A 25,087-nucleotide genomic window follows, 5' to 3' on the forward strand; every position below is an offset into this window, starting at 1 on the left:
ATCGTTTCTGGAAGTTTCCAGTCACCCTGTCAGGAGTATTATCGTGATTAGTCTATTCGACATGTTTAAGGTGGGGATTGGTCCCTCATCTTCCCATACTGTAGGGCCTATGAAGGCGGGTAAACAGTTCGTCGATGACCTGGTCGAAAAAGGATTACTGGATAGCGTTACTCGTGTTGCCGTCGACGTGTATGGTTCACTGTCGCTCACGGGTAAAGGTCACCACACCGATATCGCCATTATTATGGGTCTGGCAGGCAATGAGCCAGCCACCGTGGATATTGATAGTATCCCAGGTTTCATCCGCGACGTAGAGGCGCGCGGTCGCCTGCTGCTGGCGCACGGTCAGCACGAAGTGGATTTCCCCCAAAACGACGGCATGCGTTTTCATAACGGCAACCTGCCGCTGCACGAAAACGGCATGCAGATCCATGCGTATAACGGCGATGCCGTCGTTTACAGCAAAACCTACTACTCCATCGGCGGCGGTTTTATCGTCGATGAAGAGCACTTTGGTCAGGATGCGGCAAATGAGGTAAGCGTTCCTTATCCGTTCAAATCTGCAACCGAGTTGCTGGAGTACTGCAACAACACTGGCCTGTCCCTTTCCGGACTGGCGATGCAGAACGAACTGGCCTTGCACGACAAAAAAGAGATTGAAGAATACTTCGGTCACGTCTGGCAGACCATGCAGGCCTGTATCGATCGCGGTATGAATACCGAAGGCGTGTTGCCGGGTCCACTGCGCGTTCCGCGTCGCGCCTCTGCGCTGCGTCGGATGTTGGTTTCAAGCGATAAGCTCTCTAACGACCCGATGAATGTGATCGACTGGGTGAACATGTTCGCCCTCGCGGTCAACGAAGAGAACGCGGCAGGCGGTCGGGTGGTCACCGCGCCAACCAATGGCGCGTGCGGTATCGTGCCAGCCGTTCTGGCCTACTACGATCACTTTATTGAGTCCGTCAGTCCCGATATTTATACCCGCTACTTCCTGGCGGCAGGCGCCATCGGCGCGTTGTATAAGATGAATGCCTCGATTTCGGGAGCGGAAGTCGGCTGTCAGGGCGAAGTGGGCGTGGCTTGCTCAATGGCGGCGGCCGGTCTTGCGGAACTGCTGGGCGCGAGCCCGGAGCAGGTGTGTGTCGCCGCTGAAATTGGCATGGAGCATAACCTGGGGCTGACCTGCGACCCGGTTGCCGGTCAGGTGCAGGTACCGTGCATTGAACGTAATGCAATTGCCTCTGTAAAAGCGATCAATGCCGCACGGATGGCGATGCGTCGTACCAGCGCACCGCGCGTCTCACTGGATAAAGTCATCGAAACGATGTACGAAACCGGTAAGGATATGAACGCCAAATACCGCGAAACCTCACGCGGCGGCCTGGCGATTAAAGTTCAGTGTGACTAAACACCTCAGCAAGCAACACTAATACTTTTTCCTCGCCCATCTGCAACGGATGGGCGAAATTTTGCCCCCTTTCTCGTCTGCTCGCCATTTCCCCACTACACTTGCTCTGTTACGGTTGGCTTTTGTGGCTGACGGTTATCAGGCGGCCCGCATGCAGACAGCACAACGGATCATAAAAAAATATCGTCGTAAACGTTTTATCCTGTGCATACTTTGCGCGCTCATTACGCTCATCCTGACCCTGGGCGTCCGATTTATTTCACAGCGCAATTTAAATCACCACCACACCGTTACCTTTGCCTCCAGGGCGGTCGCCACGCTCGATGAAGTACTACGTCCGTTGCAGAATGGCCGCGATATCCTGTTACCACTGATTGGCCTTCCCTGCTCCGCTACGCATCTCCCGCTGCGCAAACAAGCTGCCAGACTGCAAACGGTACGCGCAATTGCCCTGGTCCAGCGCGGCATACTGTACTGTTCCAGCGTCTTTGGCTATCGCAATATCCCGGTTCATCAGCTTCAGCCCGACCTCCCTACCGCAAACGCGCAACTGCTGTTGTCCACCGATCCACTGCTGATTAAAGGCAGCCCGATTCTCGTCCAGTGGTACCCGGCCTCTCCCGACGGAAAGGACGGAATACTGGAGATTATCAATATCGACCTGCTTACCAGGCTGCTGCTGGAACCGCGTAAGCCGCAGATTACCGCTGCCAGCCTGACAGTCGGCAACCGACATTTAATTTACGGGAGCGGCGTAGTACAGCGCCTGCCTGCGCTCAACGATGAGCAACGCTATCAACTCACCTCACAGCACTATCCCTTTACTATTAGTGTGACCGGGCCAGCAGCAGAAGCGCTGGCGTTCAAAGCCCTGCCCGCGCAGCTGCCGCTGGCATTATTGCTCAGTCTGCTGGTGGGCTATCTGGCGTGGCTGGCCACCGCCAGTCGAATGAGTTTTTCCTGGGAGATTAACCTCGCGCTGGCACAGCGCGAATTTGAGCTTTTTTGCCAGCCGCTACTGAACGGGCGGACCGGACAGTGCATGGGGGTGGAGATCCTGCTGCGCTGGAATAATCCACGTCAGGGGTGGATTTCACCGGACGTCTTTATCCCGATTGCCGAAGAGCATCACCAGATCGCACCACTGACGCGTTATGTGCTAGCGGAAACCATTCGGCAACGTCATTTTTTCCCCATGAGCAGCCAGTTTCATATTGGTATTAATGTCGCTGCCAGCCATTTTCAGCAGGGTGAATTGCTAAAAGATCTCGATCAGTACTGGTTCAGTCAGCAGCCCATTCAGCAACTGGTGATAGAACTGACCGAGCGGGATGCGCTGCAGGATGTTGATTACCGAATCGTTCACGCGTTGCAACGGCAAAACATCAAGCTGGCGATCGATGATTTTGGAACCGGCAACAGTTCGTTGTCATGGCTGGAAAAGTTGCGCCCTGACATTCTGAAAATTGATAAGTCCTTTACCCATGCGATTGGTACTGATGCGGTCAATTCAACGGTGACCGACATCATCATCGCCCTTGGGCAACGACTAAATATCGAACTGGTCGCGGAGGGGGTTGAAACGCAGGAGCAGGCGCAGCATCTGCGTCGCCACGGTGTGGATTTACTGCAGGGATTTTTATTTGCGAAGCCGATGCCGCTGCGCGATTTTCCGCAGTGGCTGGCGGGCAGTCACCCGCCGCCGCCCAGGCATAACGGACGCATCGCGCCCGTTATGCCCCTGCGTTAGAGAGGATTATTCCTCTTCTTCTTGCGCAGGTTGTTCTTTAACAATTCGCACCAGATCCACGCGGTAGTCATTAGCGTCGACAATGGTAATGCTCAGCGGAGGAACCTCGATCACATCGCCCGTACGGGGAATGTGACCCTTAGCCGCAATCACCAGTCCCGCGACCGTGGCGATGTCTTCGTCTTCATCAACCAGGTTATCCACCGCCAGCGCCTGTTGCAGGGCATGCAGATCGGTGCCGCCTTTGACTAACCAGCCTTCGCCGTCAACGGTAATTTCCGGCGTTTCATCAGCATCCGGGAACTCACCGGCAATGGCTTCAAGGACATCCAGCGGCGTAACCAGCCCCTGCACCACGCCAAATTCGTTGGTGACGATAACAAAGCTACCGCGTGCACGACGCAGGACACCCAACAGGTTGATAGGGTCCAGCGTTTCCGGCACCACGATAGCCGGTGTAGCCGACGCAATAGCCGCGACGTCAACGCCCTCTTCCAGCGCCACCAGCAGCTCTTTCGCCCGCACGATACCGATGATCTCATCCAATTCGCCACGACACACCGGGAACAGGCTGTGCGGCGAGGAGAGCAACTGCTCGCGGATCTCATCAACGCTCAGATTAGCATCCACCCAGCTGATTTCACCGCGCGGAGTCATGATGCCGCGCAGCGAGCGCTGTGCCAGCGTCAGCACGCCGTTAATCATATAGCGTTCTTCTTCCGCAAATGCCCCTTCCGGGATCGGAACGGCGGCCTGGCTGTCGGATTCATGCGCTACCGCCGCCTGACGTTTACCCCCCATCAGACGCAGGATCGCGTCAGCCGTGCGCGCACGCAGCGGCAGTGTTGACTGATGGCGAATAAAGTTGCGACGCGCAATCTGATTAAACACTTCGATAATGATCGAGAAGCCAATCGCGGCGTACAGGTAGCCTTTCGGAATATGGAAACCAAAACCTTCGGCGACCAGGCTCAGACCAATCATCAGCAGGAAGCTCAGACAGAGCACCACCACCGTCGGATGTTGGTTGACGAAACGCGTCAGCGGCTTGGATGCCAGCAGCATCACCGCCATCGCGATCACAACCGCCGCCATCATCACAGGCAGATGGTTCACCATACCGACGGCAGTAATCACCGCATCCAGCGAGAATACCGCATCCAGGATAACGATCTGCGTCACGACCACCCAGAAACTGGCATAACCTTTACCATGCCCGGAATCGTGTTCGCGGTTTTCCAGCCGTTCATGAAGTTCCGTCGTGGCTTTAAACAACAGAAAGATCCCCCCCAGCAGCATGATCAGATCGCGACCGGAGAAAGTGAAATCCATGACGGTGAACAGCGGTTGGGTCAGGGTGACCATCCACGAAATAATAGACAGCAAGGCCAGACGCATCACGAGCGCCAGGGATAAACCAATCAGACGCGCTTTGTCACGCTGCTTCGGCGGCAGCTTATCCGCAAGAATCGCAATAAAAACCAGGTTATCGATACCCAGGACAATTTCCAGGACGACAAGCGTGAGCAAACCCGCCCAAATCGAGGGGTCCATTAAGAATTCCATGACAAGCTCCTGCTTAAGGAATGGTTAACAGGCGATAAAACACAGTGCAGATAAAACGTGTGGCAAGACATGCCAGACTGGCAGGCGCGATGCGGCCTGAAAGTGAAATGACGTCGGTGACGATCCATACAGCGGGCTAGTGCCCTATACTCCTGGTTAGTTAAACAGAACGTAAACATAACAGAGGCAACCTGTTTTTGGCAAAGATTTACCTTCCTTTGCAAAGTGTTGTAACAGGGATATTTTACTCTACGAAATTTCTCATTGCCGAAAACTAAATTACGGATCTTCATCACATAAAATATTTTTTTCGATATCTAAAATAATTCACGGACATCATATGTTTTCCATTGTAACCCTTATCTGAATCGATTCTGTTGCGGACGGCGATTCAAATACATCTCTCACGTTGATGTGTTAACGATAATAAAGGAGGTAGCAAGTGACCATTGCTATTGTTATAGGCACACATGGTTGGGCTGCAGAGCAGTTACTCAAGACAGCAGAAATGCTGTTAGGCGAGCAGGAAAACGTCGGCTGGATCGATTTCGTGCCCGGCGAAAATGCCGAAACGCTGATTGAAAAGTACAACGCTCAGTTGGCAAAACTCGATACCAGTAACGGCGTGCTGTTTCTCGTCGATACATGGGGAGGCAGTCCGTTCAACGCTGCCAGCCGCATTGTCGTCGACAAAGAACAGTATGAAGTGATTGCCGGGGTGAACATCCCTATGCTGGTCGAAACGCTGATGGCGCGTGACGACAACCCAAGCTTCGATGAACTGGTCGCGCTGGCAGTTGAAACCGGTCGCGAAGGCGTGAAAGCGCTGAAAGCGAAACCGGTGGAAAAAGCCGCCCCTGCCCCCGTCGCAACGGCCCCCAAAGCCGCGGCTCCGGCAAAACCAATGGGACCGAACGATTATATGCAAATCGGTCTTGCCCGTATTGATGACCGTTTGATCCATGGTCAGGTGGCTACCCGCTGGACCAAAGAAACCAACGTGACCCGCATTATCGTAGTCAGCGATGAAGTGGCGGCAGACACCGTGCGTAAAACGCTGTTGACGCAGGTGGCGCCTCCTGGCGTGACCGCTCACGTGGTGGATGTTGCCAAGATGATTCGCGTTTACAACAACCCGAAATACGCGGGCGAACGTGTAATGCTGCTGTTCACCAATCCGACCGATGTTGAACGCATTGTCGAAGGCGGCGTAAAAATCACCTCCGTAAACATTGGCGGCATGGCTTTCCGTCAGGGTAAAACGCAGGTCAACAACGCCATCTCTGTCGATGAGAAAGACATCGAAGCCTTTAACAAACTTAATGCCCGCGGTATTGAGCTTGAGGCGCGTAAAGTGTCAACCGATCAGAAACTGAAAATGATGGATTTGATTGCCAAAGTGGGCAAGTAACCCCTGGCATTGAATGAGCTTTCACACTTAAGGCTGTTATAGCAATAGGAGAAGTACAATGGAGATTACCACTCTTCAGATTGTGCTGGTGTTCATCGTCGCATGTATCGCGGGTATGGAGTCGGTACTCGATGAATTTCAGTTCCACCGCCCACTGGTGGCCTGTACGCTGATTGGTGCCGTTCTCGGGGATATGAAAACCGGTATTATCATCGGTGGTACCCTGGAAATGATCGCCCTTGGCTGGATGAACATCGGTGCTGCCGTTGCACCTGATGCCGCACTGGCGTCCATTATCTCTACCGTTCTGGTTATTGCGGGTCACCAAAGCATCGGTGCCGGTATCGCGCTGGCGATTCCGCTGGCTGCAGCAGGCCAGGTTCTGACGATCATCGTTCGTACTATCACCGTGGCATTCCAGCACGCGGCGGATAAAGCGGCGGAAAACGGTAACCTGACAGCGCTCTCCTGGCTGCATGTCTCTTCCCTGTTCCTGCAGGCGATGCGTATCGCTATCCCGGCGGTTATCGTTGCGATTTCCGTAGGCACCAGCGAAGTTCAGGGCATGCTGAATGCGATTCCGGAAGTGGTGACTGGCGGTCTGAACATCGCCGGTGGCATGATCGTTGTGGTCGGTTACGCGATGGTTATCAACATGATGCGTGCAGGCTACCTGATGCCGTTCTTCTACCTCGGCTTCGTGACTGCGGCATTTACTAACTTCAACCTGGTTGCTCTGGGTGTGATTGGTGCGGTCATGGCCATCCTCTACATCCAACTGAGCCCGAAATATAACCGCGTGGCGGGTGCACCAGCACAGGCTGCGGGTGACAACTCCCTCGATAACGAACTGGACTAGCAGGTGAGCGAAATGGTTGATATGACTAAAACTACCACTGAGAAAAAACTCACACAGAGTGACATTCGTGGCGTGTTCATTCGTTCTAACCTGTTTCAGGGTTCATGGAACTTCGAACGTATGCAGGCGCTGGGTTTCTGCTTCTCCATGGTACCGGCTATCCGTCGCCTGTATCCAGAGAACAATGATGCGCGTAAGCAAGCCATCAAGCGTCACCTGGAATTCTTTAACACCCATCCGTACGTAGCCGCGCCGGTGCTCGGCGTAACGCTGGCGATGGAAGAACAGCGTGCTAACGGGGCAGAAATTGACGATGGTGCCATTAACGGTATCAAAGTCGGTCTGATGGGCCCGTTGGCAGGCGTGGGCGACCCGATTTTCTGGGGTACTGTGCGTCCGGTATTCGCCGCGTTAGGTGCGGGTATCGCGATGAGCGGCAGCCTGCTCGGTCCCTTGCTGTTCTTCATTCTGTTCAACGCAGTCCGTCTGCTGACCCGTTACTACGGTGTCGCCTACGGTTATCGCAAAGGTGTCGATATCGTTAAAGATATGGGCGGCGGCTTCCTGCAAAAACTGACTGAGGGGGCGTCAATCCTCGGCCTGTTTGTCATGGGGGCGTTGGTGAACAAGTGGACGCATGTGAACATCCCACTGGTGGTTTCAACTATCACCGGTCAGGATGGACAGACACGTGTTACCACCGTACAGACCATTCTCGACCAGTTGATGCCGGGTCTGGTTCCGCTGCTGCTGACCTTCGCCTGTATGTGGCTGCTGCGTAAGAAAGTCAACCCGCTGTGGATTATCGTTGGCTTCTTTGTCATCGGTATCGCGGGTTATGCGCTCGGCCTGTTGGGTCTGTAAGACTGTAGTACACTACCGGGGCCTATAAGGCCCCTTTTTTTATCTGGAGGAACAAGGATCAATGACTATCACGGACCTGGTGCTGGTTTTCTTTATTGCCGCGTTACTGGCTTACGCCATTTACGATCAGTTCATCATGCCACGCCGCAATGGCCCGACTTTGCTTGCTATTCCCCTGCTGCGCCGAAGCCGCGTCGACAGCATCATCTTCATTGGCCTCATCGCAATTCTTATCTACAACAATGTCACCAGCCATGGGGCAATCATCACCACCTGGTTATTATGTGCTCTGGCCTTAATGGGGTTTTATATTTTCTGGATCCGGGTCCCTAAGATCCTCTTCAAACAGGATGGATTTTTCTTCGCCAACGTCTGGATAGAATATAACCGCATTAAAGCGATGAATTTATCGGAAGATGGTGTTCTGGTGATGCAATTAGAGCAACGGCGTCTGCTTATTCGTGTACGGAATATCGACGATCTGGAAAAGATATATAAACTTCTCGTTTCCTCTCAGTAAGTTAGAGATATAGCCTGGGCTTTATTTTTCGCAATTTACTTGCAGTTAAAAACATAGCTAAGGCTATAATACGACAGCGCAAATGTTATTTATTTTAACGTTCTATCTACCAATAAACCCAAATGAAAATCGTTTTCAATTAGAGATCAAATAATATTTCTCCGTTGTTGTTTTATATTCTCAAAATATGTTAAGGTTGCGCCGTCATTTGGGGAGTAGCCGATTTCCAGACTCCGGAAATGTACGTGTCAACATACTCGTTGCAAAACGTGGCACGTACGGACTGAAATCTCTTTCAGTCAGGCGAGACCATAGGCACATCAACTGCTATGCATACTGTATGAACCCCGGGTTCAGGTGTGCATGTTTACTGGGGGCAGTGGTGTGTTTTATGGAAACCCCGGTCAGGACGCTGTCATGAATATCACCGCCACTATTATTCTCGCTTTTGGCATGTCGATGGATGCTTTTGCCGCATCAATTGGCAAAGGCGCTACCCTGCATAAACCCAAATTCTCTGAAGCCCTGCGTACCGGTTTAATCTTCGGCGCAGTTGAAACATTAACGCCGCTAATCGGCTGGGCGCTCGGTATGTTAGCCAGCAAATTCGTGCTGGAATGGAATCACTGGATTGCTTTCATCCTGCTGGTCTTTCTGGGCGGACGAATGATTATTGAGGGATTTCGCGGCGCGGATAATGAAGATGATGAACCGCTGCGCCGTCACGGTTTCTGGTTACTGGTCACCACCGCTATCGCCACTAGCCTCGACGCTATGGCGGTCGGCGTGGGTCTGGCGTTCTTACAGGTCAATATTATCGCGACGGCACTGGCTATTGGCTGTGCCACGCTTATCATGTCCACACTGGGAATGATGGTTGGTCGCTTCATTGGCCCGCTGCTTGGCAAACGGGCTGAAATTCTGGGCGGGGTGGTACTGATCGGTATCGGCGTCCAGATCCTCTGGACGCACTTTCACGGTTAATCCGCACGCTGCCAGAGGTGAAGACGAAAATCTGTCTGGCAGTTAAACACTTCTGTACTCGCCAGACGTTCCCAGACCTCCGGCTTTGCCCGCCAGGCAAAAGGCGTCATCTGCAATAGCGCTACCGCTTCCTTTCCGTTCAGGCGCATCGGATACGCCAGTGCGATATCCTCCAGCAGGGTGAACCCTTCCAGTTGCTCAGCATGCGGCGCATGGAGTCGGACCTCATCGTAAATCAACCCTTTCAGCTCCATTAAATGGCGCGGTCCCGGCGTTGCCGTCATCACCCCCCCCTGCGGTTTGACCACGCGCGCCAGCTCTTGCGCTTTACACGGCGCGTAAATCCGCACAATGGCGTCCTGGCTTGCATCTGCAAACGGCAAACGATGGCTCGAGGCGACGCAGAATGTCACCTGCGGATAGCGTCTGGCCGCCGCTTTAATGGCCACTTTCGCCACGTCCAGTCCATAGGTGGTCGCCGTCGGCAACGCATCGGCAAAGGCATGAGTGTAATACCCTTCCCCACAGCCGATATCAAGAATCGAGGTTGCCGACGCGTCGAGACGCGCGGAAAGCTGCTCAACAATAGCATCACGCAAGGGTTGATAATGTCCGGCATCCAGAAACGCACGCCGTGCCTGCATCATCTCCGCGCTGTCGCCCGGATCGCGTGAACGCTTATGCTGTACCGGCAACAGGTTAACGTATCCCTCTTTTGCCACATCAAACTGATGCCGCTGCGGACAGATAAAACTGTTATTAACGTGCGCAAGGGGCTGGTGACAAAGTGGACAGGAAAACGACATAACAACTCCGGCAGGTAAATTCAGGGCGCAAGTGTAACGCGATTTACGCCCCGGGAGAATCACTTAGCGCGTGGAGTGTGTCGGCGAATTGCTCTGCATCACCAGCAAATGGCTGGAGTCGGCGGGCATCCCATCCGGTTTGACGTTTTCCAGTCGCAGCACATCGCCCATTATCTGGCTGAAAACCGGTGCCGACACCGCGCCACCGTAATAGGCCCCGTTCTGCGGATCGTTGATCACTACCACCAGCGCAAACTTCGGGTTGCTTGCCGGTGCCACCCCTGCGGTGTAAGCCACATATTTATCAACGTATTTACCGTCAGCGCCGATCTTCTTCGCCGTCCCGGTTTTAACCGCCACGCGATAATCCCGGACCGCCGCCTTCGTCCCGCCGCCCCCCGGCAGGGCGACGCTTTCCATCATGTGCGCCACCTGTCTGACCAGCGCTTCCGACATGACGCGCTTGCCGATAACGGGCGGGTCGATGCGCGTGATAGAGAGTGGTCGGTACAGGCCAAAACTGCCAATCGTGGCATAGACGTGCGCCAGTTGCAGCGGCGTCACCATCAGGCCGTAGCCAAAGGCAAAGGTCGCGCGATCCAGATCGCTCCAGTAACGACGTTGCGGCATCACCCCCTGACTCTCACCGGTGAGTCCCAGCTCCGTGGGTTGACCAAAGCCAAAGCGGCGATAGGTATCGACGACACGCTGGACGGGCATCGCTAATGAAAGATGCGAGACCCCGGTGTCACTCGATTTTTGCAAAATGCCGGTCAGCGTCAGTTCCGGATAAAAGCCCACATCGCGAATCCGATGCCCGTCGAGGTAAAACGGATGCGTGTCGATCACGCTATCAGGCTGGACAATCCCTTGCTCAAGCGCCGTCATGATAACCAGCGGTTTCACCGTCGAGCCCGGCTCGAAAGTATCGCTAATCGCACGATTGCGAAAATCATCAAGCACCGCACCATCACGATTGTTGGGGTTAAAATCGGGGAAGCTGGCCATCGCCAGGATCTCGCCAGTGGCAACGTTCACCAGCACGGCGGCGCCGGATTCCGCTTTGTTCCAGCTAACCGCATTGTCCAGCGCATCCTCGGTGACGGTCTGCAGCCGCTCATCAATGCTGAGTTGTAGTTCATGCGCTGGCACAGGATTAACTTCCGTGATGTTTTCAATCACGTGACCGAATTTATCTTTGCGGACCAGGCGGGAGCCCGGCTTTCCGATTAACTGTGCGTTAAAACTTTTCTCAACCCCTTCAATGCCCTGCCCGTCGATATTGGTGAAACCAATCAGATTCGCCGCGACATGTCCTGCCGGATAAAAGCGCCGGGACTCTTCGCGCAAATTGATGCCGGGCAGGTTCAGCTTATCGATCCACTGCGCCTGTTGAGGAGAGACCTGACGCGCAAGATAGATAAACCTTGCCGACGGATCGTGGTTAACGCGCGCCGCCAGGTTCGTGAGTGAAAGATGTAGCGTGTTGGCCAGCGCCTGCCAGCGTTCGTTGTCGCCTACGCCTCCTTTGCTCAATAACGTGTGGGGGTCAGCCCACACCGCATTCACCGGTACGCTGACCGCCAGCGGTCGCCCCTGCCGATCGGTGATCATTCCACGCGGCGATGCCGTGGTGACTTCACGCAATGAGCGCATATCTTCTTGTTTGACCAGACGGTCGGGTTCGACAATCTGCAACCAGGCAACGCGCCCTAGCAACAGTCCCAGGCTCAGCAATATGGCGATACAAAGCAGCGCAAAACGCAGCGGTGTGAAACTTCGCACCGTACCATCATTTTTCTTTTTCACCTGTTCTCCGGCAAACATGATATTCAGGTGACTGATTTAACGGGAATAACGGCGGGAAAGCTGTGAAAACTATGCTAATAACATCACGGCTTTGCAACAAAGCGCTAACGGAGGAGGCATTCAGACATACTTTGAAGGAAGATGAATGAAAAAGCCCCGCATCAGCGAGGCTTTAAATCTGAGGTTGATGCGCAGATGCGCTTCAAATCAGTGGTGTCGATCAGATAGCTGTTACGTTAACAGCAGCCGGACCTTTCTGGCCGTCCTGAATTTCGAACTCAACGTTCTGGCCTTCAGCCAGAGTTTTGAAGCCATTACCCTGGATAGCGGAGAAGTGTACGAACACGTCTTTGCTGCCATCAGCCGGAGTAATAAAGCCAAAACCTTTAGACTCGTTGAACCACTTAACTTGACCTTTAATCTTTGCCATTTGCAAAATTCCTTAGAGTGTTTTCTTCGCCCGCAGGCATAACATAGATAAAACTGAGACATTACTGCTTGAGGCACTAATATAAGGCTCGGCAGAGAAGCGGTATTCAACGACAACGTGTTTACTCAGGACTTCTTTACTGAAAATGCCACACATAAACAGAACTGTACCTCGTTTAACCCAAAACGTGTTATCACATACAACGTTAATTATGGCAAGCCATTTTTAAACGTGTCTCGATCGGTCGCACAAATCTCGCCAGTCGATACAGAGTATCTGCACAGTTATGCGTCAATCCTCAAGCCGATATATTCCCGCGCGCTCGCTGAGCCCTTACCAGACCCGCAGCGCGGCGGGATCTTTTCAACCATAGCTCAATAATTTCGCGACTTCCAGATCGTTGCGATGTCAAAACGTAGCGATCTGCGGTTATCACAAATTCTGCTTTGTTATGCATAATTTGTTTCAACGCAAAATGGCCCGATATCATAATAACGCCACATTTCGCTCCATCTTGATATCTACTGTTCTTATGCACTCATTTAATGAAAGAATGATGACAATGCACAAAAATAGTGAAAGAAACGTTTCGCTTATTATAAAGCCGATCATTCTCACAAAACGGGGAAGATCACATTATTAACGTATGGAAAAATATAATTACGTGTGTGCTGGCAATAACTCGCACAATGACACAAGAAGGAACGGATATAGCGAAGCGGCATGCGACTGCACTAATAGGGTGCAGGATAACAAACCAGGAAGGAAATACTGGCGAGACGCCAGCCCCTTCGCTTCCTGTTACACGAGGATTAACGTTCTGCGACCAGACGGATGATATCCTCATCCTCTTGCGGGTCATTAGCCTTAGGCGATGCCTCTGCCACTTTTTCCGGCTCGTTCGCTTCACAGAGACGACGCAATAGTGCATTTTGTCGCTTCTGCTGGTCTAACAACGCTTCAAGCAGCTCAATCTGCTCATTGGTTCGCGAGCTCGCACGGTTGATAAAGAACCACAGCACCAGCCCAATAACCAGAACCCCCACCGATACAATCAACGACGCAAAATTAAGCACGCCGGAATTCAGGACTTCGTTCATTTCACCACCTCAATGTAGACGCGCCATTTTACCACCGCGCCACAGGAAGGAAATCAACGGATGAAAAAATGATCTCACCAGGGGATAAATTTATTGATGGCGCAAATTCCGCTGAAAAATTGTACATCCTGGTCACACATGATGTTGAACACCTGGGCCCACAGCAGCAGACACACAAGCACTACCACCACCAGAATTATCCATCGAAACTTTTTCACTCCACTCTCCGCATCAACATCTTATGCCACCAAATTATCATGCGTATCTTAAACCAGGACTAACTACAGCAGACATTCGCGATTTTTTAAGAATCATTTACTTGTATCAATGAGCGTAAGCGCTAAGCTCAATCTAACTTATAGAAGAAAAGAGGTCATAATGCGTTTGATTATTCGCGCTATCGTGTTGTTTGCGCTTGTATGGATTGGATTATTACTCAGTGGGTATGGTGTGCTGATAGGCAGTCAGGAGAATGCTGCCGGGCTGGGGTTGCAATGCAAGTATCTCACCGCGCGAGGAACCGCCACCGCGCAATATGTTCATACCGATAGCGGTATCATCGGATTAACGGATTGTCCGATATTGCGCAAGAGTACCGTGGTCGTCGATAACGGTTAATATCCCATCGTCGTGAGTCGCGCCTGGCGTATTGCTTAAGCAGAATGTCACAGGATTAAAGCGGCCGGCGAAAATGCCGGCCGTTTCTTTACTATCGACAGCATGACATCGTCAGAACGGATAATCGTTGTAACCCATCTGCTCAGAGATTTTACGCGCCGCGGTATGCAGCATCGAAACGTAGTCATGCAGTTTTTCTTCAGAAAAACGCAGCGTGGGGAAGGAGATACTCAGCCCCGCAATCACGACGCCGAAACGATCGAATACCGGTACGCCAATGCAGCGTAAACCTTCTTCTTGTTCTTCGTTATCTTCGCCATAACCCTGTTCGCGGACTTTATCCAGCACCGGCAGCAATGCTTCCGTGGTGGTGATAGTGCGCCCGGTACTGCGCTTGTACTCAACGCCGTCCAGAATCTGCTTCACTTCGTCACGATCGCGCCAGGCCAGCAGCACTTTACCAATCGCGGTGCTGTAAAGCGGGTTGCGGCGACCCACACGCGAATACATGCGCAGGTTGTACATCGAATCAATCTTATGAATGTAGACGATGCTGTCTTCGTCCAGCGCGCCGAGGTGCACCGTCTCTTTCGTCAGACGAGAGAGTTCACGCATCTGGATGTCCGCACTGCGGATAAGGTCAACATTCTGTAGCGCGCGAGCGCCCAGTTCAAACAGTTTCAGCGTCAGAGAATACTTCTCGGATTCACCTTCCTGTGACACATATCCCAGTGTTTTCATGGTCTGTAAAAAGCGATAAACGGTGCTTTTTGACATCATGACGCGTTGTGATAACTCGGTAATCCCTATTTCGCGCTCTTCACCCAGCGCCTGCAGAATGCCAAAAACCTTCAGCACGGAAGATACAGAATCAGGCTGTTTATCCAGATCTGCGTTAGCCATCTATCACCTCATTACGAGTGTTTTATAAAAATCAGAACGATTTTTTATTATAATTTCATGGCCAGGCCCCCGCAATCCATCTTTGCTTACTTCGTTACAAATCTGCGATATAAAGCCTGAATATCAATGCTAAAATCACTACCCTGATCATATTCTTCGCAAAAACTATCAATCACATGAATAAATCCCAGGCCGACGGCCTGCCGCTTCCACAGCGATATGGTGCTATTTTAACCATCGTTATTGGTATTTCGATGGCCGTACTGGACGGCGCCATTGCCAACGTGGCGCTCCCCACGATAGCCACTGACTTACACGCTTCAGCCGCCAGCTCAATATGGGTCGTCAACGCCTATCAGATCGCCATTGTCGTCTCGTTACTGTCGCTGTCGTTTCTCGGCGATATGTTTGGCTATCGACGCATCTACAAATGCGGACTAGTGGTTTTTCTGCTGGCCTCACTGTTTTGCGCTCTCGCGGACTCGCTACAAATGTTGACGATGGCGCGCGTCGTTCAGGGTTTCGGCGGCGCGGCGCTGATGAGCGTCAACACGGCGTTGATTCGTCTGATTTATCCTCAGCGCCATCTGGGTCGCGGGATGGGTATCAACTCCTTTATCGTTGCCGTCTCTGCGGCCGCAGGCCCAACCATCGCGGCCGCCATCCTCTCAATTGCCTCGTGGAAATGGCTGTTTCTGATCAATGTGCCGTTAGGGATTATTGCGTTGATCCTGGCAATGCGCTTTCTGCCGCCTAATGGCTCACGCAGCAATAAACCGCGTTTTGACCTCCCCAGCGCCGTGATGAATGCGCTGACGTTTGGTCTGTTGATCACCGCACTGAGTGGTTTTGCACAGGGACAACCCATGACGCTGATCGGGGCCGAAGTGGCGGCAATGATGGTGGTGGGCTATTTCTTTATCCGTCGTCAGCTTTCATTACCGGTACCATTATTGCCGGTCGACCTGCTGCGTATTCCTCTTTTTTCACTGTCGATTGGCACCTCAATCTGCTCTTTCTGCGCGCAGATGTTGGCGATGGTCTCCCTGCCCTTCTATCTGCAAACGGTACTGGGGCGGAGTGAAGTAGAAACCGGTTTGTTGCTCACCCCCTGGCCGCTGGCAACGATGGTCATGGCGCCGCTGGCCGGGTATCTGATTGAACGCGTCCATGCCGGTTTACTGGGCGCGCTGGGCCTGCTGGTGATGGCAAGTGGACTGTTTGCCCTGGTATTACTTCCTGCCGTGCCGTCCGATCTGAATATCATCTGGCCGATGATTCTCTGCGGTGCCGGGTTTGGTTTATTTCAATCCCCCAATAACCACACGATCATCACCTCTGCGCCACGTGAACGCAGCGGCGGCGCCAGCGGCATGCTGGGCACCGCCCGTCTGTTAGGACAAAGCTCAGGTGCGGCGTTGGTTGCGCTGTTGTTGAACCAGTTCGGAGATAACGGCACGCATGTTTCTTTACTGATGGCAGGGATTCTGGCGACCGTGGCAGCGGTGGTGAGCGGTCTACGCATCACACAGCCCCGGGCACAGGCGTAAAAAAAAGCGCGTCCATGGACGCGCTTTCTCTTCTTACCGACAGGCTTACTTCAGGTATTCCCCACTGCGCAGCGCTTCGATACGTTTATCCAGCGGCGGGTGAGTCATAAACAGTTCGCTCAGCGATTTACCTTTACCATTGATACAGAAGGCCATCATGCTGGATGCTTCCTGCGGTTCGTAGCTGGTTTTCAGACGCTGCAGCGCAGCAATCATCTTTTCACGGCCGACCAGTTTGGCGGACCCCGCATCAGCGTGGAATTCACGGTGACGAGAGAACCACATGGTAATGATGCTCGCCAGAATACCGAACACCAGTTCCAGTACCATTGCGACCGCAAAGTAGATCATCGGGTTGCCATTGCTGCCTTCGCCTTCATCACGGTTACCACCGAGAAAACCAGCGGCGATCTGCGCCAGAATGCGCGAGATGAAGATAACAAAGGTGTTCACAACCCCCTGGATCAGCGTCATGGTAACCATGTCACCGTTCGCGATATGGCTAATTTCGTGAGCAATAACGGCTTCAGCTTCATCCGGGCTCATGTTTTGCAGCAGACCGGTACTGACCGCAACCAGAGAGGCATCACGGCGCGCCCCGGTGGCAAACGCGTTAATGTCCGGCGCATGGTAGATAGCGACCTGCGGCATGGCGATACCGGCCTGACGCGCCTGCGTGGCGACCGTATTCATCAACCAACGCTCTCTTTCGTTACGCGGTTGCTCGATCACTTCCCCACCGACGGAGCGTAAGGCCATCCACTTTGACATCAGCAGTGAAACGAAGGAACCACCGAAACCGAACAGCAGCGCCATAATCATCAGGCCCTGAACGCTGCTCGACTGAATCCCTGTCAGGCTCAGCACCAGCCCGAAAACGACCATGACGGCCAGGTTCGTCAACAGGAAAAGCGCGATTCGCATCATAATTTTCTTTTAACCTCAACTTAACAAAACGCACTATGCGATTACCCACATCGTATGGGTCGTACGGCTATTTTCAAGCATCAATGCCCGGTAAGTCACCAGAAAGACACAACTTTACATTTTTCTGCATCAGGCTGACGACTTCATGCGCTTGTTAAAAAAACAGGCACAATTTCTTGTGCCTGTATGAGGTTATTTCGTTGCGGTCGGTTGTACCGCGGGCTTCGCTTTCTCGAGCGTCGCCAGATCCAGCGCAATCTTCACTGTTTCATCAAGATACGGATCCGGTTCCTGGTAATCTTTTGGCAGGTCGTCCAGTTTCTTCAGAACCGGTTTTCCTTCTCGTTTAAACCGGTCATTGATTCGCGCCAGGCGCAGCGCATCATCTTCGTTATTCTCTTTTTCACGTTGTGCGTAATTCAGAGATACGATGTTGCGTTTATCCTTCATCGCATTGAAACGGGCGATATCCTTCATGATGTACTGGAACTCAGGATCCTGCGCGATACGCGCGTTATGATCTTTGAGTAATTCAGGGCCGAACGGCGTCAGATCGTCTGATTTCACATACGTTGCGGCATCGATGCTATCCCACGGCAACGCATTATCTTCAAATTTCTCACCGGTTTCGGTCTCTTCATTCCCCGTCGGCATGATGATATCCGGCGTGACGCCTTTACGCTGAGTACTGCCGCCATTCACACGATAGAACTTCTGGATCGTGTACTGAACGGAGCCCAGTGCGGGCCATTCTGGACGCAGCATCTGATCGTAAATACGATTCAGCGAACGATACTGCTGCACGGTACCTTTACCGAAAGTCGGCTCACCAACAATCAGCGCACGACCGTAATCCTGCATGGCCGCGGCGAAAATTTCCGATGCCGACGCGCTGAAGCGATCGACCAGAACCACCAGCGGGCCTTTGTAATACACAACACCATCGGTATCGCTGTCCTCACGGACTTTACCGTTGTTGTCACGAACCTGAACCACCGGACCGGAAGGAATAAACAGACCGGACAGCGAAACAGCCTCCGTCAGCGCCCCGCCGCCGTTGGTCCGCAGATCGATGACGATGCTGCTGACGTTCTGTTTTTCCAGTTTCTGCAACTGAACTTTGACATCGTCAGTCAGGCCAACGTAGAAGCCCGGGATATCCAGTACGCCGACTTTCTCTTTACCTACCGTCTTCACAGACATTTTAACGGCACGGTCTTCCAGACGGATACGCTCACGCGTCAGTGTGACAATACGGGTTTTTGTGCCTTTGCCGGCAGGCAGAACTTCAAGACGAACCTTGCTGCCTTTTGGCCCTTTGATAAGCGCAACCACATCATCCAGGCGCCAGCCGATCACATCGACCATGCTCTTACCGGTCTGACCCACACCAACAATGCGATCGCCGACGCTAATCGCCTTGCTCTTCGCCGCCGGACCGCCAGCCACCATGGAGTTAATGACCGTATAGTCATCGTCCATTTGCAGCACGGCACCAATCCCTTCAAGGGACAGGCTCATCTCGGTATTAAACTGCTCGGTATTGCGTGGCGAGAGATAGTTGGTATGCGGATCGATTTCCCGCGCAAACGCGGTCATCGCCAGTGAGAAGACATCTTCACTGTTGGTTTGCGTCAGACGACGGATCGCGGATTTATAACGACGCGTCAGCGTCTCACGAATTTCTTTATCGTCTTTGCCGGTCAGTTTCAGACTTAACTCATCGAACTTCACCTTGCCGTCCCACAGCGCATTCAGCTCAGCCTCATCTTTTGGCCAGGGTGCTTTGCTGCGATCGAGATTGAAGGTGTCAGTCCCGGTGAAGTCCATCGGACGTTCCAGCACTTTCAGTGCGTACTGAAAACGCTCGAAGCGGCGTTTTTGCGCCAGATTATAGAGATCGTAAAAAACGTCGAGCTTACCCGAACGCAATTCGTCACCCAGTTGCCCTTTCTTCTTCGCAAACTGTTCGACATCACCCGCCAACAGCACGTTGTGGCTGTAGTCGAGTAAATTCAGATAGCGGTCGAAAATTTTGGCGGAAAAGGCCGAATCGAGATCGAACTGACGGTAGTGAGAACGCGTAAAACGCGACGTGACGCGTTCACTCACCGTCGCGTGCTGGGTTTCTTCCTTAAGAACAGGAATCTGATCGGCACGCGTAATGTCGTCCACTGCGAAGGTCTGGCCTGCTATTGCAAGCAGGCCAGCTAACGCGGTAAGCCTAAAAAATGTGTTCATGCCAGGCCTGGCCTCCGTTTCAGAACACCAGGTGTTCTGCGCGTACAATCAAAGACATACCCGAATTCAGCTGTACACGGACGCCATCTTTGGTGATTTCTAATACGGTGGCATCCATCGCATCGTTGCCCGCTTTCACCTTCAGAGACTGTCCAACGCTCAGCGCTGAAATATCCGAAACCGGAGTCAATTTCTCTTCACGAGGTGCGCGAGGCGCTTTCGCGGCAGGTTTTTCAGCACGCGGTTTACGCTCAGTCGCTTCTTTGCGGCGTGGTGCAGGACGCGGCTTACGTTCACGACGCGGGGCGTCTTCAGTTTCCCCTGCAGCAGCGGCAGCTTCACGTTTTTTCGCTTGCTGTTCTGCACGCTGCGCCTGAACGCGAGCTTTCGCTTCTTCAAGCTGCTTACGCGCATGTTCAACGTGCTGCTCATCCAGCTCACCGCACGGGTTGCCGTCGAGATCGACACGCGTTGCGCCCGGCTTAACGCCGTACAGATAACGCCAGCTTGAAGTATAAAGACGTAAAGCGGAACGAAGTTGCGTTTTGCTGAGGTTCATTTCGCCCTCAATACGCTCTACCAGATCCTGAAAAATGCCAATTTTCAGTGGGCGCGCTTCGCCTTCCGCACTAAAACACTGCGGAAAACGCTCGGCCAAAAACGCGATGACTTCTTTACTGCTATTCAACTTAGGTTGATTTTCCATGAAATTTCCTGATTACAACGGACGTAGCCAACAAGCAGCAGGCATGAACAGGCGTCATTATAATGACGCCATCAGTAATTGCTACGTTATCCGTTGATTATCCTGCGACGCTCGCAAAGAATTTTTTGTAATCCGTCATTGCAAGCACGGTTTCAAGCTGCGCAACGAGCCGGCGAAGCCCCTCTTCATCCTCAGCGGTGAAGCGCCCAAACGCCGTACTGTCGATGTCCAGCACGCCAATAATATGACCATTGACGGTTAATGGCAGGACAATTTCCGCATTACTGGCCGCATCGCAGGCGATGTGACCATCAAAGGCGTGAACGTCGTCAACCCGCTGCACCTGGTTGTGGGCAACGGCTGCGCCGCACACACCGCGACCCACCGGGATTCGTACACAGGCAATTTTGCCCTGAAACGGACCTAATACCAGCGTATCGCCCTCAAGCAGGTAAAACCCCGCCCAGTTCACTTGCGAAAGACGTTCGTATAACAGTGCGCTGGTGTTCGCCAGCGTGGCCAGAAAACTGGTCTCTCCTGCCATTAATGCCTGGAAATCGCGGTTCAGTTCCGCGTATAGCTCTGTCTTGTTCATTATATAATCACTTAGTTGTCTTACTCTGATACTGCCAGCCTATTAAAATAAGCATTAAATGCGTTAATGCTCAAGATCATTCCCGTCATGAGTTAAGATTACATAAATCTAACACTTTGATTCGCGATACATGGCTCTCAAGACACCCCAGATCACGCCGACAAAAAAAATAGCGATCCGATCCATCAGCGAAGCACTGCCTCGTGCGCACTATCAGCGTTGCCCTCAGTGCGATTTGCTGTTTAGTCTGCCGAAGATGCGTTCTCACCAGAGCGCATACTGTCCCCGCTGCCAGGCGAAAATTCGTGATGGCCGCGACTGGTCGCTGACGCGGCTGGGCGCGATGGCGGTCACCATGCTGTTGCTGATGCCCTTCGCCTGGGGCGAGCCGCTGCTGCACATCTATCTGCTGGGCATCCGTATTGATGCCAATGTGATGCAGGGGATCTGGCAGATGACAAAGCAAGGCGATCCCATTACCGCGGCGATGGTGCTGTTTTGTGTCGCGGGCGCGCCGCTGATCCTCGTCACCGCAATTGCGTATCTGTGGTTCGGCAATATTCTCGGTATGAATTTGCGCCCGGTGCTGCTAATGCTGGAAAGGCTTAAAGAGTGGGTGATGCTGGACATCTATCTGGTGGGCATTGGTGTGGCATCGATCAAAGTTCAGGATTACGCTTTTTTGCAGCCGGGCGTAGGACTTTACGCCTTTATTGCGCTGGTGGTCCTGAGCATCCTGACGCTGTCGCACCTGAACATCGAACAACTGTGGGAACGTTTTTATCCGCAGAGACCGGCAAAGCGTCCGGATGAGCAGTTGCGCGTTTGTCTCGGCTGCCATTTTACCGGCTATCCGGACCCGCGTGGCCGCTGCCCGCGCTGCCATATTCCTTTACGCGAGCGCCGAAACCAGAGCATCCAAAAATGCTGGGCGGCATTGTTGGCATCGATTGTTTTGCTGCTGCCTGCTAACCTTCTGCCTATCTCGGTTATCTACGTGAACGGCGGACGACAGGAAGATACGATCATGTCCGGTATCCTGTCGCTGGCGAACAGCAATGTCGCCGTGGCCGCCGTGGTCTTTATCGCCAGTATTCTGGTGCCATTCACTAAAGTGATCGTCATGTTTACGCTGCTACTCAGCATTCAGTTCAAATGCGAACAGGGTTTACGCACGCGAATGCAACTCTTGCGTCTGGTCACGTGGATCGGTCGCTGGTCGATGCTGGATCTTTTTGTTATCGCTTTAACCATGTCGCTGATTAACCGCGACCAGATTCTTGCTTTTACTATGGGACCGGCTGCGTTTTATTTCGGCTCAGCGGTCATTTTGACTATTCTTGCAGTGGAATGGCTGGACAGCCGCTTACTTTGGGATGCACATGAGTCAGGAAACGCCCGCTTCGCAGACTGAAGCGCAGATTAAAACGAAACGCCGTATCTCACCATTCTGGCTACTCCCGCTGATCGCATTAATGATTGCGGGATGGCTGATATGGAATAGCTATGAAGATCGCGGTAACACTGTGACCATCGACTTCATGTCTGCGGATGGCATTGTCCCGGGCCGTACGCCTGTTCGCTATCAGGGCGTTGAGGTGGGTACGGTTCAGGACATCAGCCTGAGCAAGGATTTACGCAAAATTGAGGTGCGGGTCAGCATCAAGTCCGACATGAAAGACGCGCTACGCGAAGAGACGCAGTTCTGGCTGGTGACGCCTAAAGCGTCGCTCGCAGGCGTCTCTGGCCTCGATGCGCTGGTCGGCGGCAACTATATCGGCATGATGCCCGGTAAAGGTAAAGAGCAAGATCATTTCGTCGCCCTCGACACCCAGCCGAAATATCGGCTGGATAACGGCGATCTGATGATTCATCTCAACGCGCCCGACCTCGGTTCGTTGAACAGCGGCTCGCTGGTTTATTTCCGCAAAATCCCGGTCGGTAAAGTCTACGACTACAGCATTAACCCGAACAAACAGGGCGTCACCATCGACGTGCTGGTTGAACGCCGCTTTACCAATCTGGTGAAAAAAGGCAGTCGCTTCTGGAACGTTTCCGGCGTGGATGCTGACGTCAGCCTGAGTGGTGCGAAGGTTAAACTGGAAAGTCTGGCGGCCCTGGTGAATGGTGCAATCGCCTTTGACTCACCCGATGATTCAAAAACGGCAGAGCAAGATGATACCTTCGGCCTGTATAAAGATCTGGCCCACAGTCAGCGCGGCGTCATTATTAAACTTGAACTGCCGAGCGGCGAAGGACTGAAGGCTGATTCTACTCCCCTGATGTATCAGGGGCTCGAAGTCGGCCAGCTCACAAAACTGGATTTACAATCCGGTGGCAAAGTCACCGGTGAAATGACCGTTGACCCCAGCGTCGTAGCACTGTTACGTGACGGCACGCGCATTGAATTGCGCAGTCCCAAACTTTCTCTCAGTGACGCTAATATCAGTTCGTTACTGACGGGTAAAACCTTTGAACTGGTGCCCGGCACCGGTGAACCGCGCAGCGAGTTCGTGGTCGTCCCCGGTGAAAAAGCACTGCTCCACGAACCGGACGTCCTGACCTTTACCCTGACCGCGCCCGAAAGCTACGGTATCGATGCAGGTCAACCGCTGATCCTTCACGGCGTCCAGGTGGGCCAGGTGATCGAACGTAAGCTGACCAGCAAAGGGGTCGAGTTTATTGTGGCGGTCGATCCGCAACATCGTGGCCTGGTCCAGGGTGACAGCAAATTCGTGGTCAACAGCCGCGTGGATGTCAAAGTAGGTCTGGATGGCGTGGAGTTCCTCGGTGCCAGCGCCAGCGAATGGATCAGTGGCGGTATTCGCATATTGCCCGGCAGCAAAGGGGAAATGAAATCAAGCTATCCGCTGTATGCCAACCTGGAAAAAGCGGTAGAGAATAGCCTGAGCGATCTGCCGACCACTACCCTGAGCCTGCGAGCAGAAACATTGCCGGACGTGCAGGCCGGCTCCGTGGTGCTGTATCGTAAATTTGAAGTGGGTGAAGTGATTACCGTACGCCCGCGCGCCGACGCCTTTGATATCGATCTGCACATCAAACCGGAGTACCGCAACCTGCTGACCAGCAATAGCGTCTTCTGGGCCGAAGGTGGCGCTAAAGTGCAGCTCAACGGCAGCGGGTTGACCGTGCAGGCCTCTCCCCTGTCGCGTGCGCTGAAGGGGGCGATCAGCTTTGATAACCTCAGCGGCGCCAGCGCCAGCCAGCGCAAAGGCGACAAGCGCATTTTGTATGCTTCCGAAACCGCCGCACGTGCGGTTGGCGGGCAGATTACCCTTCACGCCTTTGATGCCGGGAAACTGGCGGCAGGAATGCCCATTCGCTACCTCGGTATTGATATCGGACAGATCCAGACGCTTGAGCTGCTCACTTCGCGCAACGAGGTACAGGCGAAGGCGGTATTGTATCCGGAATATGTGCAGACCTTCGCCCGTGGCGGGACGCGCTTCTCTGTGATTACGCCGCAAATCTCGGCCGCTGGCGTGGAACATCTCGACACGATCCTGCAACCCTACATCAACGTCGAGCCGGGTCGGGGTAATCCGCGCCGTGACTTTGAACTGCAAGAAGCGACCATTACCGACTCACGCTACCTTGACGGGCTGAGTATTGTGCTCGAAGTTCCCGAAGCGGGCTCGCTGGCGATCGGTACGCCGGTACTGTTCCGCGGGATTGAAGTTGGTACTGTCACCGGCATGACGCTCGGCACCCTGTCTGACCGCGTGATGATCGCCTTGCGCATCAGTCAACGCTACCAGCACCTGGTCCGCAACAACTCTGTCTTCTGGCTGGCGTCCGGTTACAGTCTGGACTTCGGCCTGACGGGCGGCGTAGTGAAGACCGGTACCTTTAATCAGTTCATTCGCGGCGGCATCGCCTTCGCCACGCCCCCTGGCACTCCGCTGGCGCCGAAAGCGCAGGCGGGTAAACACTTCCTGCTGCTGGAAAGTGAACCGAAAGAGTGGCGTGAATGGGGCACCGCGCTGCCACGTTAATATCCGGCTCCGGCGTGCTCGCGC

Annotated in this window: 23 protein-coding genes; 11 read left to right on the plus strand and 12 right to left on the minus strand. The window is 53.2% G+C overall.

The genetic code is table 11. From position 1 onward, the window contains the following. Window positions 1–43: 43 nt before the first annotated feature. Complete coding sequence (gene sdaA / locus HVX64_RS13440) at window positions 44–1,408, plus strand: L-serine ammonia-lyase (RefSeq protein ID WP_044257644.1); 1,365 nt, start codon at window positions 44–46, stop codon at window positions 1,406–1,408. Window positions 1,409–1,559: 151 nt separating this feature from the next. Continuing rightward, the gene (locus tag HVX64_RS13445) at window positions 1,560–3,158 is read left to right on the plus strand and encodes an EAL domain-containing protein (protein WP_044257643.1); all 1,599 of its coding nucleotides are present in this window, start codon (window positions 1,560–1,562) and stop codon (window positions 3,156–3,158) included. 6 nt (window positions 3,159–3,164) lie between these two features. Here HVX64_RS13445 and yoaE read toward each other — a convergent pair whose 3' ends face one another. Continuing rightward, window positions 3,165–4,724 carry a CNNM family cation transport protein YoaE gene (gene yoaE / locus HVX64_RS13450; protein WP_043000408.1) on the minus strand — a complete coding sequence of 520 codons (1,560 nt, stop codon included), beginning with the start codon at window positions 4,722–4,724 and terminating at the stop codon, window positions 3,165–3,167. 442 nt (window positions 4,725–5,166) lie between these two features. Here yoaE and manX point away from each other — a divergent pair, with 442 nt between their 5' ends. The 5 genes from manX (at window position 5,167) to mntP (ending at window position 9,362) form a co-directional block, all read left to right on the plus strand. Further along, complete coding sequence (gene manX / locus HVX64_RS13455; RefSeq protein ID WP_043000406.1) at window positions 5,167–6,135, plus strand: PTS mannose transporter subunit IIAB; 969 nt, start codon at window positions 5,167–5,169, stop codon at window positions 6,133–6,135. Window positions 6,136–6,193: 58 nt separating this feature from the next. Beyond that, window positions 6,194–6,994 carry a PTS mannose/fructose/sorbose transporter subunit IIC gene (locus HVX64_RS13460; RefSeq protein WP_042318487.1) on the plus strand — a complete coding sequence of 267 codons (801 nt, stop codon included), beginning with the start codon at window positions 6,194–6,196 and terminating at the stop codon, window positions 6,992–6,994. Window positions 6,995–7,006: 12 nt separating this feature from the next. Continuing rightward, window positions 7,007–7,858: a PTS mannose transporter subunit IID gene (locus HVX64_RS13465; protein ID WP_043000405.1), complete on the plus strand. Its 852-nt coding sequence runs from the start codon at window positions 7,007–7,009 to the stop codon at window positions 7,856–7,858. 61 nt (window positions 7,859–7,919) lie between these two features. Beyond that, window positions 7,920–8,378 carry a DUF986 family protein gene (locus HVX64_RS13470; RefSeq protein WP_043000404.1) on the plus strand — a complete coding sequence of 153 codons (459 nt, stop codon included), beginning with the start codon at window positions 7,920–7,922 and terminating at the stop codon, window positions 8,376–8,378. Between the two features lie 417 nt (window positions 8,379–8,795). Beyond that, window positions 8,796–9,362, plus strand: a complete 567-nt coding sequence (gene mntP / locus HVX64_RS13475) for a manganese efflux pump MntP (RefSeq protein WP_043001909.1) — start codon at window positions 8,796–8,798, stop codon at window positions 9,360–9,362. Here mntP and rlmA read toward each other — a convergent pair. From rlmA to mgrB, 6 genes are all read right to left on the minus strand, one after another. Continuing rightward, window positions 9,359–10,168, minus strand: a complete 810-nt coding sequence (rlmA, locus tag HVX64_RS13480) for a 23S rRNA (guanine(745)-N(1))-methyltransferase (RefSeq protein ID WP_043000403.1) — start codon at window positions 10,166–10,168, stop codon at window positions 9,359–9,361. The two genes, mntP and rlmA, sit on opposite strands and share 4 nt — an antisense overlap. 63 nt (window positions 10,169–10,231) lie before the next feature. Next, a complete protein-coding gene (gene ftsI, locus HVX64_RS13485; protein WP_044257813.1) occupies window positions 10,232–11,977 on the minus strand; it encodes a peptidoglycan glycosyltransferase FtsI in 1,746 nt (581 codons plus the stop codon). Between the two features lie 220 nt (window positions 11,978–12,197). Continuing rightward, window positions 12,198–12,407, minus strand: coding sequence for a transcription antiterminator/RNA stability regulator CspE (gene cspE, locus HVX64_RS13490; protein ID WP_001062678.1), 210 nt, complete (start codon window positions 12,405–12,407; stop codon window positions 12,198–12,200). 12 nt (window positions 12,408–12,419) lie between these two features. Next, on the minus strand, window positions 12,420–12,563 hold the full coding sequence (locus HVX64_RS13495; RefSeq protein ID WP_043000402.1) for a DUF2627 domain-containing protein: 144 nt from the start codon (window positions 12,561–12,563) through the stop codon (window positions 12,420–12,422). Window positions 12,564–13,219: 656 nt separating this feature from the next. After that, entirely contained in the window at window positions 13,220–13,507 is a 288-nt protein-coding gene (locus tag HVX64_RS13500) for a YebO family protein (protein WP_044257642.1), read from the minus strand. A gap of 74 nt (window positions 13,508–13,581) precedes the next feature. After that, on the minus strand, window positions 13,582–13,725 hold the full coding sequence (mgrB, locus tag HVX64_RS13505) for a PhoP/PhoQ regulator MgrB (RefSeq protein WP_042318479.1): 144 nt from the start codon (window positions 13,723–13,725) through the stop codon (window positions 13,582–13,584). A 160-nt stretch (window positions 13,726–13,885) separates the two neighbouring features. Between mgrB and HVX64_RS13510 the strand changes: the two genes are divergently transcribed. Then, window positions 13,886–14,125 carry a YobH family protein gene (locus tag HVX64_RS13510; protein ID WP_043001907.1) on the plus strand — a complete coding sequence of 80 codons (240 nt, stop codon included), beginning with the start codon at window positions 13,886–13,888 and terminating at the stop codon, window positions 14,123–14,125. 111 nt (window positions 14,126–14,236) lie between these two features. Here the strand turns inward: HVX64_RS13510 and kdgR are convergent, their stop codons facing one another. Next, on the minus strand, window positions 14,237–15,028 hold the full coding sequence (gene kdgR, locus HVX64_RS13515; RefSeq protein ID WP_043000400.1) for a DNA-binding transcriptional regulator KdgR: 792 nt from the start codon (window positions 15,026–15,028) through the stop codon (window positions 14,237–14,239). A 176-nt stretch (window positions 15,029–15,204) separates the two neighbouring features. On the opposite strand from kdgR, the gene HVX64_RS13520 reads away from it, so the two are divergent. Further along, window positions 15,205–16,578, plus strand: a complete 1,374-nt coding sequence (locus HVX64_RS13520; protein ID WP_044257641.1) for an MFS transporter — start codon at window positions 15,205–15,207, stop codon at window positions 16,576–16,578. A 45-nt stretch (window positions 16,579–16,623) separates the two neighbouring features. Here the strand turns inward: HVX64_RS13520 and htpX are convergent, their stop codons facing one another. The 4 genes from htpX to HVX64_RS13540 form a co-directional block, all read right to left on the minus strand. Continuing rightward, a complete protein-coding gene (htpX, locus tag HVX64_RS13525) occupies window positions 16,624–17,505 on the minus strand; it encodes a protease HtpX (protein ID WP_042318474.1) in 882 nt (293 codons plus the stop codon). Window positions 17,506–17,697: 192 nt separating this feature from the next. Then, on the minus strand, window positions 17,698–19,746 hold the full coding sequence (prc, locus tag HVX64_RS13530) for a carboxy terminal-processing peptidase (protein WP_043000398.1): 2,049 nt from the start codon (window positions 19,744–19,746) through the stop codon (window positions 17,698–17,700). A 19-nt stretch (window positions 19,747–19,765) separates the two neighbouring features. Next, window positions 19,766–20,452, minus strand: coding sequence for an RNA chaperone ProQ (gene proQ / locus HVX64_RS13535; protein ID WP_043000397.1), 687 nt, complete (start codon window positions 20,450–20,452; stop codon window positions 19,766–19,768). 97 nt (window positions 20,453–20,549) lie between these two features. Further along, the gene (locus tag HVX64_RS13540) at window positions 20,550–21,047 is read right to left on the minus strand and encodes a GAF domain-containing protein (RefSeq protein WP_043000396.1); all 498 of its coding nucleotides are present in this window, start codon (window positions 21,045–21,047) and stop codon (window positions 20,550–20,552) included. Between the two features lie 130 nt (window positions 21,048–21,177). On the opposite strand from HVX64_RS13540, the gene yebS reads away from it, so the two are divergent. Together yebS and HVX64_RS13550 are read left to right on the plus strand one after the other, a co-directional pair. Next, window positions 21,178–22,461: a membrane integrity lipid transport subunit YebS gene (yebS, locus tag HVX64_RS13545; protein ID WP_043000395.1), complete on the plus strand. Its 1,284-nt coding sequence runs from the start codon at window positions 21,178–21,180 to the stop codon at window positions 22,459–22,461. After that, window positions 22,430–25,063 (plus strand): PqiB family protein, encoded by a 2,634-nt coding sequence (locus HVX64_RS13550; RefSeq protein WP_043000394.1) that lies wholly within the window; start codon window positions 22,430–22,432, stop codon window positions 25,061–25,063. Before yebS ends, HVX64_RS13550 begins: the two co-directional genes overlap by 32 nt. Window positions 25,064–25,087: the final 24 nt, after the last annotated feature.

It is taken from the genome of Citrobacter sp. RHB20-C16 (assembly GCF_013890155.1).
GTDB classification, from domain to species: Bacteria; Pseudomonadota; Gammaproteobacteria; order Enterobacterales; family Enterobacteriaceae; genus Citrobacter_A; species Citrobacter_A amalonaticus.

Bases quoted from the DNA above. Each gene is read 5' to 3' on its own strand.
- HVX64_RS13445 (WP_044257643.1), top strand. From the start codon at position 1,560: ATGCAGACAGCACAACGGATCATAAAAAAATATCGTCGTAAACGTTTT.
- yoaE (WP_043000408.1), bottom strand. From the start codon at position 4,724: ATGGAATTCTTAATGGACCCCTCGATTTGGGCGGGTTTGCTCACGCTT.
- HVX64_RS13460 (WP_042318487.1), top strand. From the start codon at position 6,194: ATGGAGATTACCACTCTTCAGATTGTGCTGGTGTTCATCGTCGCATGT.
- HVX64_RS13465 (WP_043000405.1), top strand. From the start codon at position 7,007: ATGGTTGATATGACTAAAACTACCACTGAGAAAAAACTCACACAGAGT.
- HVX64_RS13470 (WP_043000404.1), top strand. From the start codon at position 7,920: ATGACTATCACGGACCTGGTGCTGGTTTTCTTTATTGCCGCGTTACTG.
- mntP (WP_043001909.1), top strand. From the start codon at position 8,796: ATGAATATCACCGCCACTATTATTCTCGCTTTTGGCATGTCGATGGAT.
- rlmA (WP_043000403.1), bottom strand. From the start codon at position 10,168: ATGTCGTTTTCCTGTCCACTTTGTCACCAGCCCCTTGCGCACGTTAAT.
- cspE (WP_001062678.1), bottom strand. From the start codon at position 12,407: ATGGCAAAGATTAAAGGTCAAGTTAAGTGGTTCAACGAGTCTAAAGGT.
- HVX64_RS13495 (WP_043000402.1), bottom strand. From the start codon at position 12,563: ATGTGTGGCATTTTCAGTAAAGAAGTCCTGAGTAAACACGTTGTCGTT.
- HVX64_RS13500 (WP_044257642.1), bottom strand. From the start codon at position 13,507: ATGAACGAAGTCCTGAATTCCGGCGTGCTTAATTTTGCGTCGTTGATT.
- HVX64_RS13510 (WP_043001907.1), top strand. From the start codon at position 13,886: ATGCGTTTGATTATTCGCGCTATCGTGTTGTTTGCGCTTGTATGGATT.
- kdgR (WP_043000400.1), bottom strand. From the start codon at position 15,028: ATGGCTAACGCAGATCTGGATAAACAGCCTGATTCTGTATCTTCCGTG.
- HVX64_RS13520 (WP_044257641.1), top strand. From the start codon at position 15,205: ATGAATAAATCCCAGGCCGACGGCCTGCCGCTTCCACAGCGATATGGT.
- htpX (WP_042318474.1), bottom strand. From the start codon at position 17,505: ATGATGCGAATCGCGCTTTTCCTGTTGACGAACCTGGCCGTCATGGTC.
- prc (WP_043000398.1), bottom strand. From the start codon at position 19,746: ATGAACACATTTTTTAGGCTTACCGCGTTAGCTGGCCTGCTTGCAATA.
- proQ (WP_043000397.1), bottom strand. From the start codon at position 20,452: ATGGAAAATCAACCTAAGTTGAATAGCAGTAAAGAAGTCATCGCGTTT.
- HVX64_RS13540 (WP_043000396.1), bottom strand. From the start codon at position 21,047: ATGAACAAGACAGAGCTATACGCGGAACTGAACCGCGATTTCCAGGCA.
- yebS (WP_043000395.1), top strand. From the start codon at position 21,178: ATGGCTCTCAAGACACCCCAGATCACGCCGACAAAAAAAATAGCGATC.
- HVX64_RS13550 (WP_043000394.1), top strand. From the start codon at position 22,430: ATGAGTCAGGAAACGCCCGCTTCGCAGACTGAAGCGCAGATTAAAACG.